The sequence below is a fragment of the Cognatundibacterium luofuense genome (assembly GCF_018139685.1).
GTDB lineage: Bacteria > Pseudomonadota > Gammaproteobacteria > Burkholderiales > Burkholderiaceae_D > Undibacterium > Undibacterium luofuense.
Window position 1 is genome coordinate 195,525 of sequence record NZ_JAGSPN010000002.1, and the last position, 14,942, is coordinate 210,466.

Annotated in this window: 15 protein-coding genes; 9 read left to right on the top strand and 6 right to left on the bottom strand. The window is 53.2% G+C overall.

All coding sequences use genetic code 11. The features are described 5' to 3' along the window. Window positions 1–7 precede the first annotated feature (7 nt). Genes KDM89_RS04290 through cobA form a run of 5 tightly spaced genes read left to right on the top strand, consistent with a single transcriptional unit; the run spans window position 8 to window position 4,263 of the window. Window positions 8–541, top strand: a complete 534-nt coding sequence (locus KDM89_RS04290; protein ID WP_212686717.1) for a DUF934 domain-containing protein — start codon at window positions 8–10, stop codon at window positions 539–541. Then, window positions 538–1,251: a phosphoadenylyl-sulfate reductase gene (locus KDM89_RS04295; RefSeq protein ID WP_212686718.1), complete on the top strand. Its 714-nt coding sequence runs from the start codon at window positions 538–540 to the stop codon at window positions 1,249–1,251. The genes KDM89_RS04290 and KDM89_RS04295 overlap by 4 nt, the downstream gene beginning before the upstream one ends. Before the next feature lie 35 nt (window positions 1,252–1,286). Continuing rightward, on the top strand, window positions 1,287–2,222 hold the full coding sequence (gene cysD / locus KDM89_RS04300) for a sulfate adenylyltransferase subunit CysD (RefSeq protein WP_212686719.1): 936 nt from the start codon (window positions 1,287–1,289) through the stop codon (window positions 2,220–2,222). Beyond that, window positions 2,222–3,538, top strand: coding sequence for a sulfate adenylyltransferase subunit 1 (locus tag KDM89_RS04305; RefSeq protein ID WP_212686720.1), 1,317 nt, complete (start codon window positions 2,222–2,224; stop codon window positions 3,536–3,538). Before cysD ends, KDM89_RS04305 begins: the two co-directional genes overlap by 1 nt. Then, entirely contained in the window at window positions 3,535–4,263 is a 729-nt protein-coding gene (gene cobA / locus KDM89_RS04310; protein ID WP_212686721.1) for a uroporphyrinogen-III C-methyltransferase, read from the top strand. Before KDM89_RS04305 ends, cobA begins: the two co-directional genes overlap by 4 nt. A gap of 265 nt (window positions 4,264–4,528) precedes the next feature. Here cobA and KDM89_RS04315 read toward each other — a convergent pair whose 3' ends face one another. Both KDM89_RS04315 and KDM89_RS04320 read right to left on the bottom strand, forming a co-directional pair. After that, the gene (locus tag KDM89_RS04315) at window positions 4,529–5,278 is read right to left on the bottom strand and encodes a LytR/AlgR family response regulator transcription factor (protein ID WP_212686722.1); all 750 of its coding nucleotides are present in this window, start codon (window positions 5,276–5,278) and stop codon (window positions 4,529–4,531) included. A 30-nt stretch (window positions 5,279–5,308) separates the two neighbouring features. Continuing rightward, the gene (locus KDM89_RS04320; RefSeq protein WP_212686723.1) at window positions 5,309–6,364 is read right to left on the bottom strand and encodes a sensor histidine kinase; all 1,056 of its coding nucleotides are present in this window, start codon (window positions 6,362–6,364) and stop codon (window positions 5,309–5,311) included. Window positions 6,365–6,558: 194 nt separating this feature from the next. Between KDM89_RS04320 and sodC the strand changes: the two genes are divergently transcribed. Next, window positions 6,559–7,074: a superoxide dismutase family protein gene (sodC, locus tag KDM89_RS04325; RefSeq protein WP_212686724.1), complete on the top strand. Its 516-nt coding sequence runs from the start codon at window positions 6,559–6,561 to the stop codon at window positions 7,072–7,074. Window positions 7,075–7,130: 56 nt separating this feature from the next. Here the strand turns inward: sodC and KDM89_RS04330 are convergent, their stop codons facing one another. Genes KDM89_RS04330 through lptF form a run of 3 tightly spaced genes read right to left on the bottom strand, consistent with a single transcriptional unit; the run spans window position 7,131 to window position 9,762 of the window. After that, window positions 7,131–7,502, bottom strand: coding sequence for a sirohydrochlorin chelatase (locus KDM89_RS04330; protein WP_212686725.1), 372 nt, complete (start codon window positions 7,500–7,502; stop codon window positions 7,131–7,133). Beyond that, window positions 7,502–8,632, bottom strand: a complete 1,131-nt coding sequence (lptG, locus tag KDM89_RS04335) for an LPS export ABC transporter permease LptG (protein WP_212686726.1) — start codon at window positions 8,630–8,632, stop codon at window positions 7,502–7,504. The genes KDM89_RS04330 and lptG overlap by 1 nt, the downstream gene beginning before the upstream one ends. Further along, complete coding sequence (lptF, locus tag KDM89_RS04340; protein ID WP_212686727.1) at window positions 8,629–9,762, bottom strand: LPS export ABC transporter permease LptF; 1,134 nt, start codon at window positions 9,760–9,762, stop codon at window positions 8,629–8,631. Before lptF ends, lptG begins: the two co-directional genes overlap by 4 nt. Window positions 9,763–9,812: 50 nt before the next feature. Here lptF and KDM89_RS04345 point away from each other — a divergent pair, with 50 nt between their 5' ends. Together KDM89_RS04345 and xth are read left to right on the top strand one after the other, a co-directional pair. After that, window positions 9,813–11,321 (top strand): leucyl aminopeptidase, encoded by a 1,509-nt coding sequence (locus KDM89_RS04345; protein ID WP_212686728.1) that lies wholly within the window; start codon window positions 9,813–9,815, stop codon window positions 11,319–11,321. 65 nt (window positions 11,322–11,386) lie between these two features. Next, window positions 11,387–12,160, top strand: coding sequence for an exodeoxyribonuclease III (xth, locus tag KDM89_RS04350; RefSeq protein ID WP_212686729.1), 774 nt, complete (start codon window positions 11,387–11,389; stop codon window positions 12,158–12,160). 167 nt (window positions 12,161–12,327) lie between these two features. Here xth and KDM89_RS22820 read toward each other — a convergent pair whose 3' ends face one another. Then, window positions 12,328–14,202 (bottom strand): methyl-accepting chemotaxis protein, encoded by a 1,875-nt coding sequence (locus KDM89_RS22820; protein ID WP_212686730.1) that lies wholly within the window; start codon window positions 14,200–14,202, stop codon window positions 12,328–12,330. A gap of 221 nt (window positions 14,203–14,423) precedes the next feature. Between KDM89_RS22820 and KDM89_RS04360 the strand changes: the two genes are divergently transcribed. Continuing rightward, window positions 14,424–14,942 (top strand): GNAT family N-acetyltransferase, encoded by a 519-nt coding sequence (locus KDM89_RS04360; protein WP_212686731.1) that lies wholly within the window; start codon window positions 14,424–14,426, stop codon window positions 14,940–14,942.

Below are 14,942 nucleotides of genomic sequence, written 5' to 3' on the forward strand. Positions count from 1 at the left end.
AATGATGATGCGTGAAATAATTAAAGACCGTGCCATTGTTCAGGATGACTGGAGCGTACTGCGTCTGAATGAAGGAGAAACACCGGAAGCAGTCAGCGTACCGGCAGGCAAAGTGATTGTGCCGCTGGCCGTCTGGCAGGTACAGCGCCCTGCCCTGCTGCAACGTTTGCAGGCACAGCAGGAAATCGCTGTCTGGCTGGCACCGGATCAGCCAGCGGAACTGATTGCGGACGACGCAGCACTGTTCCCGCTGATTGCGATTGATTTTCCGAAGTTCAATGATGGTCGCGGTTACTCGGCTGCATATTTACTGCGCAGCCGTTACCGTTACAGCGGTGAACTGCGTGCAATTGGCGATGTGTTGCGCGATCAGTTGTTCTACATGCAGCGCGTAGGTTTCAATGCATTTGCGACCCGCGCTGACCGCAACATTCAGGATGCACTGAAAGGTCTGACAGACTTTTCTGAAGTCTATCAGGCATCAGTAGATCAGCCACTGCCATTGTTCCGCCGCACGGAACGTCAGGCGGAGAGCGCATGAGCACGCTGAACGAAAAAGTGGCGCATACCAGCGCCTTGCTGCAGAAAATTGCAGACAGCTATCAACCCGCTGCACTGGCTTCCAGTCTGGCAGCTGAAGATATGGTGCTAACCGATCTGATTTTGCGTAACAAGCTGAATATCAGTATTTTTACCTTGCAGACCGGTCGCCTGCATGCGGAAACACTGGCGGTTGCCGACCGTATCCGCGAGCACTACGGCTACGAAATCACCATGATGCACCCGGATCCGGCAGCCGTTGAGCAGTACGTTAACAATCATGGTTTAAATGCGTTTTATGACAGCGTGGAACTGCGTAAGTCCTGCTGCCATATCCGTAAAGTGGAACCGCTGAACCGCGCACTGGAAGGCAAACAAGCGTGGATTACCGGACAGCGCCGCACTCAGGCTGCCACCCGTACTGAACTGGCGGAGCAGGAAGACGATACAGCGCGTGGCATGCAAAAGTTCAATCCGCTGGCGGACTGGACTGAGCAGGATGTCTGGGACTATCTGCGCCAGCATGAAGTCCCTTACAATGCTTTGCATGACCGTGGCTATCCGTCAATTGGCTGCGAGCCTTGCACCCGTGCGATACAGCCGGGCGAAGATGTGCGCGCCGGACGCTGGTGGTGGGAAAATCCGGAATCGAAAGAATGCGGTCTCCATCTGGTAGATGGCAAACTGGTCCGTATCAAACAAGCGGGTTAACACCCTTTTCACAATAAGTGAACACATACTGAATTATGAATACTGTCGCTGATCAATCCGTACTTGACGCCGCCAGCAACCGTCACCTTGACTGGCTGGAATCTGAAGCGATCCACATCATGCGTGAAGTGGCTGCGGAATGCACTCGCCCTGCACTGCTGTTTTCGGGTGGTAAAGATTCCATCGTATTGCTGCGCCTCGCTGAAAAAGCATTCCGTCCCGGCAAATTCCCGTTCCCGCTGGTGCATATTGATACCGGCCATAATTTTCAGGAAGTCATCGCTTTCCGCGACAAACGTGTTGCGGAACTGGGCGAGCAACTGATCATCGGTTCGGTCGAAGATTCGATCAAACGCGGCACCGTACGTCTGCGTAATCCGGCCACTGATTCACGCAATGCAGCGCAAGCCGTGACCCTGCTGGAAACCATTGCAGAACATCAGTTTGATGCCTGTATCGGCGGTGCGCGTCGTGATGAAGAAAAAGCCCGTGCCAAAGAACGTATTTTTTCATTCCGTGATGACTTCGGTCAGTGGAATCCGAAAGCACAACGTCCTGAATTATGGTCGCTGTATAACACCCGCGTTCATCCGGGTGAAAACATGCGTGTGTTCCCGATTTCAAACTGGACAGAGCTCGACGTCTGGCAATACATCGCCCGTGAAAAACTCGAGTTGCCGTCGATTTATTTTGCCCACGAACGCGAAGTGATTCCGCGCAATGGCTTACTGGTTCCGCTGACGGATCTGACACCGCCACGCGAAGGTGAAACTGTGCAGAAACAAGTCGTGCGTTTCCGTACTGTCGGCGATATTTCCTGCACCTGCCCGGTATCTTCTGATGCAGCAACAGTGGACGCGATTATCCGCGAAACCGCCATCACACAGATTACAGAACGCGGCGCAACCCGTATGGATGATCAGACTTCCGAAGCATCCATGGAAAAACGTAAGAAAGAAGGATATTTCTGATGACCAGCACCAACACTCCAGCCATTTCCGAACGTGGTTTGCTGCGTTTTATCACTGCGGGTTCCGTCGATGATGGCAAAAGCACGCTGATCGGTCGTCTGCTGTTCGATAGCAAAGGCATTTTTGCGGATCAGCTGGATGCAATTTCACGCGCCAAGAACAAACGTACCGTTGGCGATACCATCGATTTGTCTTTGCTGACCGACGGTCTGGAAGCCGAACGTGAGCAAGGCATCACCATCGACGTGGCTTATCGCTATTTCGCCACACCGAAACGCAAGTTCATCATCGCGGACACGCCGGGCCACGAGCAGTACACCCGCAACATGGTCACCGGTGCATCGACTGCCGATGCCGTCATCATCCTGATCGACGTCTCCAAAGTAAAACTGAATGACGATGGCAGCGTGGATTTGCTGACCCAGACTAAACGTCACTCCACGATTGCACACTTGCTGAAAATCGAACACGTGGTGGTGGCCGTCAATAAAATGGATCTGGTGAATTACGACCAGACCGTGTATCAGCGTATCGTTGATGCCTACCGCGCCTTTGCAGAACAGCTTGGTCTGCAAGACATCCATGCTGTACCGATGTCAGCGCTGGCAGGTGACAATGTGGTGACCGCCGGCGACAACATGCCGTGGTATCAGGGACCAACTCTGATTGATCTGCTGGAATCGCTGGCTGTATATGACGCCTGCCACGACGAGCCATTCCGTTTCCCTGTGCAGCTGGTTGCCCGCCATAACGGTCATGAAGCGAATGATTTCCGTGGTTACATGGGTCGTATCGAAGCCGGCAGCGTGCGCCGTGGTCAGAAAATCGTGTTGCAACCGGGTGGTCAGGAAGCGACTGTCAAAGATATTCTGACGTTTGACGGCTCTTTAGAATCGGCAAGCGTTGGTCAGTCTGTTACCATTCTGCTCAATGAATACCTCGACATTTCGCGCGGCGATATGCTGACCGAGGCAGAACGTCCTGCCACGCTGAGCAAAACGCTGAAAGCTGATTTGTGCTGGTTATCAGAAGATGCACTGGATGTACGCCGCAAATACTGGCTGAAACACACAACACGCCAGGTTGCCGCCCGCGTAACCGGTATCGAGTCGCTGCTGGATATCAACACCCAGCAACGCCGCGATGCCGACACGCTGCGCCTCAACGATATAGCGACGGTCAGCGTCACAGTGCAGCAGGCAATTGCAACCGATGCCTACGCAGATCTGCGCTCGACCGGCGCCTTTATCCTGATCGATGAGGTGACAAATCAGACCGTAGCTGCGGGCATGATACGTCCCGGAGACTCAGATTGAATCAACCCCACAGCACCGGCAAAGTTTATCTCGTCGGTGCAGGTCCCGGCGCGGCTGACCTGATTACGGTACGCGGCGCCAGACTACTGCAACAGGCCGACATCGTGTTATACGATGCGCTGGTCACCCCGGACATGCTGGCTTTATGTGCGCAGGCGGAACAGATTTCCGTCGGCAAACGCAGTGGTCAGCGTTCGGCGGCACAAAGTCATATCAATACCCTGCTGGTCGAATCAGCGCAGCGCGCGGCGATTGTCGTGCGTCTGAAAGGCGGCGATCCCATGTTGTTTGGACGTGCCGATGAAGAACTGAATGCGCTGGAAGCCGCTGGTATCGATTATGAGATCGTGCCCGGCATCACTACCGCACTGGCTGCTGCAGCCAGCACCCGCCAGCCGCTGACCAAACGCGGTATTGCGCGCAGTGTTGCGCTGTTCACCTCCAGCACCGCGCCGGATGAAGCAGAGGAAACCCGCATTCCCGATTGCGACACGCTGGTCCAGTACATGGGTGGCCGTGAAGCGATGCTGACGGCTGAGCGTATGCTGAGCCGTGGCTGGTCGCCGGATTTACCGGTGATGCTGGTGGAAAACTGCAGCCGCAGCGATGAAGTCATCCGACGCGTGACTTTGCAGCAACTTGCTCAGGAACCGGTTTCGGCCACCGGCCCGGTACTGGTGATGATGGGTGAAGCGATGCGCCAGCGAATCAACGCCGCTCGCTGAGTTCCCCGCGACACCAACGTAAATGCCCCGTGCGCCGGGGCATTTTGCTTTCCGGGAGCTTCAGACCAGCCCGGTCTGAACGGAAAAATCACAGCAAATTTTGTTCGGCATTGTGCAGAACTCCGCATTCGGGCCAAAAACCACCTGCCCGCTCAGCCAGCGTTTCTGCCGACGTCCGCAAAAACAGCTGTTTTTTCTGTGCTGAACACCGCATTTGGCACAAAAAACGGCTTTTCCGCTGCCAGCAGCCCCCTGCCAGCTGAGGCTACATCACCTGATCCCGCAACTGGCGCGACACTTCGCGGTTCGCCGTCAGCACCGCGCCGTCATCCATGTGCATTTGCAACTGCGATTGCTCATCGGTTTTCATGGCTCGGACAAAATCCAGATTCACCATGACTGAGCGGTGAATGCGGATAAAGCGCGAAGGGTCCAGCCTTTGCTCCAGCTCACTGATACCAAGGCGTATCAGATAAGTTTTGCCGCCGGTCACCAGCGCCGTGTATTTGGCATCTGCTTTCAGATAACTGATCTGTCTGGTCTGCACCGGAATAATCTGGCCGCGTTCACGCACCAGTATGCGTTCCAGCGGTGCTTGCGGCGCCTGACTGGCTTGTACCGCTGCCTCGGTGAAGTCATTCGTCAGCCTGCGCGGCGCTTCCAACACACGCTGTATTGCCGCGTCGAAGCGTTCGCGGGTGAAGGGTTTCAGCAGGTAATCCATCGCATTCAGCTCATACGCGGTCAGCGCGTACTGATCGTAAGCAGTCGTCAGCACCACCACAGGACGATGCTGAATCTGGCGTAACACATCCAGTCCGGTCAGTTCCGGCATCTGTATATCCAGCAACACCAGATCCGGTTTCAGCGCATCGATCATTTGCTTCGCCTGCAAACCATTTTCTGCCTCGCCACACAATTGCAATTCCGGCCGCGCCATGACCGCATCGCGCAAGGTTTCGCGCGCCAGCGGTTCATCTTCGGCAATCAGCACACTCAGGGATTTTTCCATCATTGCTCCACAAATCAGATCAGACTGCTGCTTTTATGCAGATGCCGTTTCCAGCGGTACAGAAAAAGCGACACTCATGCCCGCACCGGGTGCGGTGCTGACGGTCCATGCCGCCGCATCCCCGTATTCCAGCGCAAGGCGACGCTGTATGGTGCGCATGCCCATGCCGGCGGCCTGCTCAATCTGCTGAGGATAACAGCCGGGGCCATTGTCCTGCACTTCTACCCGTAAAAACTGCTCCTGCGCGTCAGCATGGCAGCGTATCGTCAGCAAACCAGGCTGGCTGCGCGGGTTGAATGCGTGGCGAATACTGTTTTCCACCAGCGGCTGGATGATCAGCGCCGGCAAACTGACACCGGCACAGCTGTCATCCACATCCCATTCGACTTGCAGGCGCGAACCGAGGCGCAAACTTTCCAGCGCCAGATAATCGCGCACAAACTGCAATTCTTCTTCCAGCGTCACCCGGTCGTGACCGCTTTTTTCGGTATCCAGTATGTAGCGCAGCATGTCTGAAAAGCGGAATAACGCAGACTCCGCTGCCTGCTGGTCCTTACGCACCAGAGCGATAATCGAATGCAGGGTATTAAACAAAAAATGCGGATTCAGCTTATTGCGTAAGGCATTCAGCTCGGTACTGACCAGTAGCCTGCGGGTTTGTTCCAGCGTGAGATCCTGCTGTACCCGCTGACGGTGAATACGAATGCCATGAAACACCAGCGCGTGGGTCAGATACATCATGCCGTTGTACAGCGTCGGCCAGAAAGAAAACATGCGGTTAGATAAATCCAGCTGCACGACACCAACCCAGGCCAGTGCCAGATAAACCAGTCCGGGTACGAAGGCATACGTCAGTGCGCCGCTGACATGCACCGCCAGAATCGCCATCAGCGGCAAGGTTTTACGTTGCAGAACACCTGTCAGTGGCCAGACCAGCGCCAACAGAAAAGGCGCCGGCAGCATCAGCAGCATATTTCTGACAAACTGAAACGAGGCAATCGACACCTGCTCTTCCGTGACCAGCGCTACGCTGACTGTCAGCGCATACAACAACCAGATCAGCGCATAGGCAATCCACATTTTTCGCATTCTTTATCCTGAAAAATCATGACTGAGGGAATGATACGCAGCAGCGGCTTACACTGCACTCGAAATGACACGAATTGCGGTACGGAGTGCATGAAGTGCAGTTGTTCCGCGCATCTGGCAGGCGTCAATGCAAAGTCAGCGAAAAAAAATCTGCACAGGAATACAATGGGTAAATAATTTCTCAAGGAGACAACATGAAAAAGACAATATTGTGTGCACTGCTGATGATCAGCACTTGCTCTGTCATGGCAGCCGATCTGACGGTTAATCTGCAGATTGCGGGTGAAAAAGGTGCGTTGGGCGAAGCAGGCAGCGTGATGATTTCGGAATCGCGCTTCGGTCTGGTCTTCACACCCAACCTGAAAGGCTTAACACCGGGGTTACATGGCTTTCACTTACATCAGAACGCGAGCTGCGCACCGATAGAAAAAGACGGCAAAATCATTCCGGCGGGCGGTGCCGGTGGACATTTTGATCCTGCAGCCAGCAACAAGCATGGCACACCATGGGGCGATGGCCATCTTGGCGATTTACCACCACTGTTTGCCGATATGGCTGGCAATGCGACGCAACCGGTACTGGCACCGCGTTTGAAAATGAGTGACCTGAAGGGCTTATCACTCATGGTGCATGCCGGTGCTGACAACCATGCCGATCACCCTGCCCCGCTGGGTGGTGGTGGCGCACGCATGGCTTGCGGCGTACTCTGAAATAAAAAAAGCCCGCAAAACCGCGGGCTTTTTATCATCAAACCTTGTTAGGCCATCTAAGCATTTTCTGTCTTTGCAAGACAGTAATCCGCCATTGCAGCAACCACGGACTCACTCTCGCCGACCGCTGGTTGCAAACTGATTTTCAGCTGCGGTGCTTGCTGATGAATTTCTTCCAGCAACAAAGGTAAATCACGCAGCACATGGCCGCCCTGCCCCAGAAACACAGGCACCAGCGTAATCTCTGTGACACCGTCAGTCGCCATTGCCACCGCAATTTCCGGCAGCGCCGGTGTCATAAATTCCAGAAATGCCAGCTCGACACGCAGATCAGACTGACGGGCGCGTATGGTATCGCGCAGACGTTCAAACGGGGCCGCCCAGCGCGGATCACGTGCGCCATGGGCAAACAGAATCAGGGCTTTCATTAATGACGCTCCACATAACGTAATCCGGCCAGCGCCAGACTCATAAATAAAATACTCGGCACCATCGCTGTCATCACAGGCGGCCAGGTATTCAGCAAGCCCAGATGTGAGAACAGGCTGTTAATCAGGTAGAACACCATGCCGATCATAATGCCGCTGAAAATTTTCAGACTGACACCACCGCTGCGCACATGCAGATAAGCGAACGGCAGCGCCAGCATCATCATCACCAGCGTTGCAAACGGATAAATCATTTTCTTCCAGAAAGCGATTTCGTAACGTTCACTGTCCTGTTTATTCTCTGCCAGATGGCGGGTAAAGGCTGCCAGATCATAGGCAGACATCCTGTCAGGGTCGGCAAACAACACTGCCAGAATATCCGGCGTGACTTCGGACACCACTTCCCGGCTTGGATAATACTGACTGCGTACCTGTGCAATATCTTCTGCTGACAGCGTTTTCGGGAATGTTGTTTCTGTGACCTCAGATAAGCGCCAGACATTATTGCCAGCGTATTCGGCGCGGGCTGCTGTTACTTCACGCGACAACTGAAAGCGTTTATCAAATTCATACACGCGGACACCTTTCAGCTTACGGTCGGGTGTGATTTCTTTCACATTCAGAAAACGGGAGCCGGTGACTTCGCCGCTCAACCCATTTTCACGCACCAGATCTTTGGTCCATAAGCCAGTGCGGAATTCTTTTTTCTGATTCGCACCGATCGCCGATAACTTCATACTTTCGGCGTAACGGCTGCTGGCTGGCGCAACGAATTCACCGAACAGAAAAGTCATGACCACAAACACCATACCAATCTTCAGCAGCATTGCCAGCGCCGTACCGGTTGCCATACCGGCTGAACGCATAATTGTGAATTCAGAATTCGATGCAAACTGCGCCAGCACATAAATCGTACCGATCAGCACAGCAATCGGCATGAATTCATACATATAGCCCGGCAAGCCCAGCAAAACATAAAACACCGCATGCATCAGCTTATAGCCACCGCGATTGGCATGCTGCAGCTCACCCATCAGATCAAAAAAGGTGAACAGTGCCAGCAATGCCAGCATGACAAATCCAACAGCGCGCAGAATTTCTGACGCGAAATAACGTTGCAATACTTTCATCCCGCGCATCCTTCCTTACGGCGCAAACCGGCTTTGCAACGTGACCACACAACCAGCGGGTGCCAGCGGTGATGAATTTTCAAACGCCATAAAAACAACAGAACAATCACCAGTCCGGTCACCAGATGCACAGGCCACCATGCGCGATCAAAACCGGCGCGTCCCTGTGCCACCATTGCCTGAGACACATTGACCATTGACAAATACATGACGGTACACAACAGTGCCACGATCAGATTGGCAGAACGTCCGACACGCGGATTCACAAAACCGAGCGGAATTGCCAGCAACATCAGCAAAGTTGCCATCAGCGGTAATGAAATACGCCACAACAGCTCTGCGTATTTACGCGGATCAGGATCTTCCAGCAATCGTGCCACCGGCATCGATTTCTCGGAATTGTCACCGTTCACCACACCTTCCTGCGATGAAACCAGTACGCCGTAACGCTCAAACTGCATCATCTGAAAATCAGGTTCCGTCGGTAAACCATCGTAACGACGGCCCTGATCCATGATCAGAAATTTATCGCCGTGTTTATCGATTGAAATTGTGCCTTCGCGTGCGACCACAACGCTGGACTTACCGTCTTTAACGGTATTAATAAAAACGTTCTGAACTTTACTGAGATCTCCGGCCACTTCCTCAACAAAGAAGATTCGGTCTGATCCAGCGGATTCCTGAAATTTCCCTGGCGATACTTTGGCAATATCCGAGCGTTTTTCAAATCGCTCACGGAATTCGGCACTTTGCTGATTAGCCCACGGACTGACCACGAAACTGAGCAAGCCAGTCAGTAAAATCAGCGGTGCACCGAATTGCATCACCGGTCTGATCCAGCGGGTCAGGCTAAGGCCGGAAGCAAACCAGACCACCATTTCAGAATCCTGATAGCTGCGGGTCACCACCAGCAACACCGCAATGAAGCCGGTCAGTATCAGCAGGATGGGTAAATACATTAAGGATGTGAAGCCGATCAGGGCCAGTACATCAGAAGACGCAACCTTGCCGCTGGCAGCCTGCTCCAGCACCCGGATCAGCATCCAGGTAACAGTAATCACAAACAGGGTGGCAAGTACCGCGCCGGCTGCGTTTAATAATTCACGTCGAAGCGCGCGTTGAAAAATCATGAGAAGGATTATAATGTCCGTTTTACGAGACTTACCAAGAGGAGTAATACGTGGACTTTAGCATAAAACCAATCGACGCTAAAAGCGCCGCCACTGGCCACAAAGCAACCAAAACCGCTTGCCTGATCGTTGGCGTGTTTGAAAACAAAAAGCTCTCCGCCGCCGCTGCATCGCTGGATGGCGCAGGTCTGATCGCTGCTGCACTGAAAGCAGGCGATATTTCCGGTAAAGCTGGCTCCACTCTGTTACTGCGCAAACCGGAAGGTGTTGCTGCAGAACGCGTCTTGCTGGTTGGTCTGGGTGAAGAAGCCGCTGAAATCTCTGAAAAAGCCTACAACAGCGCAATCGGCGCAGCTGCTCGTGCGCTGTCCGCACTGGGTGCGGCTGACACAGTCATCGCACTGCCGGCAGTCAAGGCACAATCCGTACAATGGTCTGTCCGCACTGCTGTGCTGGCATTCCGCGAAAGCATCTTCCGCGCCGATGGCCTGAAGAGCAAAAAAGATACAACACCGGTAACGCTGAAGAAAATCGCTTTCTCCGTCGCCCAATCTGACGCCACTGCTGCCCGTAATGCACTGGCACAGGCTGTTGCCATGGCGAATGGTGTTGATCTGGCAAAAGAACTGGGCAACCTGCCTGCAAATTACTGCACACCGACCCATCTGGCGAATACCGCTAAACAAATCGCTGCAGACTACGGCATGACCGCTGAAATACTGGACAAAAAACAAATCCAGGCGCTGAAAATGGGCAGTTTCCTGTCCGTAGCAGCCGGCGCGATTGAACCACCAAAATTCATCGTTCTGAAACACAACGGCGGCAAAGCCAAAGACGCACCAGTTGTTCTGGTGGGTAAAGGCATTACTTTCGATACCGGTGGTATCTCTCTGAAACCTGGCCTGAACATGGACGAAATGAAATTCGACATGAGCGGTGCAGGTTCCGTTCTGGGCACCATGCGCGCCATCGGCGAAATGAAGCTGAAACTGAACGTCATCGGTGTAATCCCTGCCTGTGAAAACATGCCAGCAGGCAATGCCACACGTCCAGGCGACATCGTGACATCGATGTCCGGCCAGACCATCGAAATCCTGAACACAGACGCTGAAGGCCGTCTGATTCTGTGTGATGCACTGACTTACACTGAACGCTTCAAACCAGCAGCGGTAATTGATATCGCAACCCTGACCGGTGCCTGCGTCACTGCGCTGGGCTATCACAATTCCGGTCTGTTCACACGTCATGATGATGCGCATGATGCACTGGCAGATGAGTTGCTGGCAGCGGGTAAAGAATCCGGTGACACCGCATGGCGTATGCCTATCGGCGAGCTGTACAACGATCAGCTGAAATCCAATTTTGCTGACATGGCAAACATCGGCGGTCCTGCCGGCGGCAGTATCACTGCAGCCTGCTTCCTGGAGCGTTTCACGAAGAAATACACCTGGGCCCATCTGGACGTCGCTGGTACAGCTTCCCGTTCCGGTGCAGCCAAAGGCTCTACTGGTCGTCCGGTACCACTGCTGACTACATTCCTGATCAACCGCGCAGGCTGATCAGTTACGTGTAACTGCTAACCGCACTCGCTTTCCGGGTGCGGTTTTTTCTTTTTCGGATCAAGATGAAACTGACAACCTGGAACGTTAATTCGCTGAAAGTCCGCCTGCCGCAAGTACTGCAATGGCTGCAAACCAATCCGGTTGATATCCTGTGCATACAGGAAACCAAACTGACGGATGATAAATTTCCGCAGGCAGAAATCGAAGCTGCCGGCTATCACGTTGTGTACACCGGGCAAAAAACCTATAACGGCGTCGCCATTCTGTCGCGTCATCCGATTGAAGATGTCCAGAAAAACAATCCGCTGTTTGAAGATGAACAGCAACGCATCATTGCCGCCACCATTGCCGGCATGCGGATTATCTGCGCCTATATTCCGAACGGACAAGCACCGGGCACCGACAAATTCAGCTACAAGCTGCGCTGGCTCGAATCGCTGGAAACATGGCTGCAACAAGAAATGGCGAAGCATCCGAATCTGGCATTACTGGGGGATTACAACATTGCCCCGGATGACCGTGACGTGCATGATCCCGCTGCATGGGAAGGAATGAATCTGGTTTCACCGGAAGAAAGAACAGCATTTCAGCGCCTGATCGCACTGGGTCTGAGCGACAGTTTCCGTCAGTTTGAGCAAGCTGAAAAAACCTTCAGCTGGTGGGATTACCGTGCGCTGGGTTTCCGTCTGAATAAAGGTGTGCGCATTGACCACGTTCTGCTGTCGGCGCCGCTGGCACAACGCTGCATCAGTTGTTCTGTAGACAGGGTGCCGCGCAAATGGGAGCAACCGTCTGATCATGCACCGGTGACCGCTGAGCTGAAACCGGCAGAGTAATCCTGCCAGATACATCGTCTGCTTCTACTTCTGCGTCTGCCTCTGCTTTTGTTTTTTGTTTTCGCTGGTGACGACAATCTCGCGTCAACGATCATCAAACGCAAACAGGAAATAAATCAGAAATAAAAAAGGGGGCTGACGCCCCCAATCTACCAACGGAACAAATCTTAGCGGCCGATCGCCAGCGAACTCGGTCCGCGTTTTCCACCACCACCCTGTGGCGCAGCGGCGATTCTCGGTCCAGCACTGGATTCCATACGGAATGCCGACATGGCTGTCTTCAGGATATTGGCTTGCTCCTCGAGAGAACCGGCTGCGGCTGCTGCTTCTTCCACCAGCGCAGCATTTTGCTGTGTTGCTTCATCCATATGTGACAGCGCCTGATTTACCTGCTGAATACCGTCACTTTGTTCAGCAGACGCTGCCATGATTTCACTGATAATGGAAGCGACCTGCTCTACCGCTGACACAATCCGAGTCATCGAGGCACCTGCCTTATCGACCAGATCCGAGCCTTCATTGACTTTGTTGACGGAGTCATCAATCAGGCCTTTGATTTCCTGAGCCGCTGCAGCACTACGCTGCGCCAGCGTACGCACTTCGCTCGCCACCACCGCAAAGCCACGTCCCTGCTCACCTGCCCGCGCTGCTTCCACTGCGGCATTCAGTGCCAGAATATTGGTCTGGAACGCGATGCCCTCAATCACGCCGATAATATCAACGATTTTGCGGGAACTGTCGGAAATACCCTGCATGGTGGAAACCACTTTACCTACCACCTCACCGCCCTGTGTTGCCACTTCCGACGCATTCATCGCCATGCGGTTAGCTTCACGGGCATTTTCGGCGTTATTGCGCACCGCTTCGGTCAGTTCTTCCATGCTGGCAGCAGTTTCTTCCAGTGATGAAGCCTGCTGTTCCGTACGGCCAGACAAATCCATATTACCTGTAGCGATTTCAGTTGCGCCGACAGTAATCGAATCCGTGGCACGACGAACATCTGACACCATGACGCGCAACTGATCGAGGAACTGATTGAACGCATTGGCGGTTTGTGCCACTTCATCATCGCCGTCGATTTCAATTTTGCGGGTCAGATCTCCACCACCAGCCGCGATATCCGCCATCGCATCACGCACACGACGCAGACCGGACAACATGGTTCCCACCAGAATATTCGATACCGGCAGAATCACCGCCAGCAACACAATCAGCACCGCCAAAGACACCATCAGCAACTGGTCCAGTGCAGACAAGGCTTTTTTCTTATCAATCACCAGTGCCAGATACATATCAGAGCCGCTGATCGCCTGTACAAACAACAGGGATGCTTTGCCATCAACCGTGGTATCGGTCAGTGCATTTGTTTTCGCCAGCGCCTGCAAGTTATCCAACGCCAGCTCCGGAGCGAGATCTTTCGCAGGTTTCAGCACTTTCGCCTGATCCGCATGCGCCAGCACCTGACCGGATTTATCGAGCAGGAATGCATAGCCTTCGCCACTGAGTTTCATGTTGAGAATTTGCTCAACGATTTTGGTCAGGAAAACGTCCGCAGCAACCACGCCGTTTTCGCCACCTTTTACCGGCGCAGCAAATGAAATCATCAGCCCCGGCGGATTCACACCCATGTAGGCAGAAGTCACAATCGGTTTTTTCGCTTCCATTGCGGCCTTGTACCACGGACGCACCGTCGGGTCATAGCCTGCAGGCGGCGGATTCGCCGGGAAGTTAGTAAAGGTCTTATCCGGCGTCCCCAGATACACGCTGAGGAAATTGCCACCTTTACTGATCATTTTGAGACTGGTTTCCAGATCTGCACCGTTACCCAGCGCGATCGACAGACTTTCCACCATGGATGTATTGACCTGAATCCAGTTGGAAAGAATCGCGTTGTAGCCAGCAGCCACGCCGCGCACTTCATTATTCAGATCGCCTTCGATCTGGGTCTTAAGCCGGATATAGCTTCCGAGCGTCAGGATGATGACGCAAACTGCAACCAAGCCTGCAATTGCAACAGTCAGCCGGGCCTTCAGTGATTTCATTGAAATTCTCCGTGGGTGCGACAAAAAACTGTAAAAAAATGAACCGAATAAGCTTTTGTTACGTCTTCATATTACGTCGTTCAATTCAGGAAAACCAAGATTTCTTGATGAAAAACTGTTAAATTGAATCAACATTGAATTTTTGGCTACTCAAATAGAAAACCTTTATTCAATATGCTTTTTGCTATCTCTCTGATTTGTAAGCGTACCGGAGCAGGATTATGATCATTTTAGAAACAGCGCGACTGGTGTTGCGTTTGTTCAACACAACAGACGCCGATTTCGTTGTTACCCTGCTCAATTCACCCGGCTGGCTGCAACACATCGGGGATCGCGGTATCCGTAATACGGATGATGCGATCCGCTGGATTCATGAACGCCCGCTTGCCGCACAGCAACGTGATGGATTCAGTTTTTACGTGGTCACTGAAAAATCCAGTGGTACTGCGCTGGGAATCTGCGGCCTGATCAAACGCGACTCACTGCCGGTGACCGATATCGGATACGCTTTTCTGGACAGTGCGCAGGGCAAAGGCTATGCACGCGAAGCCGCTGCAGGTGTCATGCGGTATGCACAGGAAGTATTGAAGATGCAGGAGCTGATGGCGATTACTTCGCCAGTGAACACTGCCTCTAATCAGCTTTTGCAAAAACTTGGTTTCACGTTGCAGGAAGAAAAAATTCTGGACGGAGAATCGGAACTGACCCGGGTTTACTACACGACATTGCCGTCACAATAG

Coding starts and splice junctions, on each gene's coding strand:
- KDM89_RS04290 (WP_212686717.1), top strand. CDS start 8: ATGCGTGAAATAATTAAAGACCGTGCCATTGTTCAGGATGACTGGAGC.
- KDM89_RS04295 (WP_212686718.1), top strand. CDS start 538: ATGAGCACGCTGAACGAAAAAGTGGCGCATACCAGCGCCTTGCTGCAG.
- cysD (WP_212686719.1), top strand. CDS start 1,287: ATGAATACTGTCGCTGATCAATCCGTACTTGACGCCGCCAGCAACCGT.
- KDM89_RS04305 (WP_212686720.1), top strand. CDS start 2,222: ATGACCAGCACCAACACTCCAGCCATTTCCGAACGTGGTTTGCTGCGT.
- KDM89_RS04315 (WP_212686722.1), bottom strand. CDS start 5,278: ATGATGGAAAAATCCCTGAGTGTGCTGATTGCCGAAGATGAACCGCTG.
- KDM89_RS04320 (WP_212686723.1), bottom strand. CDS start 6,364: ATGCGAAAAATGTGGATTGCCTATGCGCTGATCTGGTTGTTGTATGCG.
- sodC (WP_212686724.1), top strand. CDS start 6,559: ATGAAAAAGACAATATTGTGTGCACTGCTGATGATCAGCACTTGCTCT.
- KDM89_RS04330 (WP_212686725.1), bottom strand. CDS start 7,502: ATGAAAGCCCTGATTCTGTTTGCCCATGGCGCACGTGATCCGCGCTGG.
- lptG (WP_212686726.1), bottom strand. CDS start 8,632: ATGAAAGTATTGCAACGTTATTTCGCGTCAGAAATTCTGCGCGCTGTT.
- lptF (WP_212686727.1), bottom strand. CDS start 9,762: ATGATTTTTCAACGCGCGCTTCGACGTGAATTATTAAACGCAGCCGGC.
- xth (WP_212686729.1), top strand. CDS start 11,387: ATGAAACTGACAACCTGGAACGTTAATTCGCTGAAAGTCCGCCTGCCG.
- KDM89_RS22820 (WP_212686730.1), bottom strand. CDS start 14,202: ATGAAATCACTGAAGGCCCGGCTGACTGTTGCAATTGCAGGCTTGGTT.
- KDM89_RS04360 (WP_212686731.1), top strand. CDS start 14,424: ATGATCATTTTAGAAACAGCGCGACTGGTGTTGCGTTTGTTCAACACA.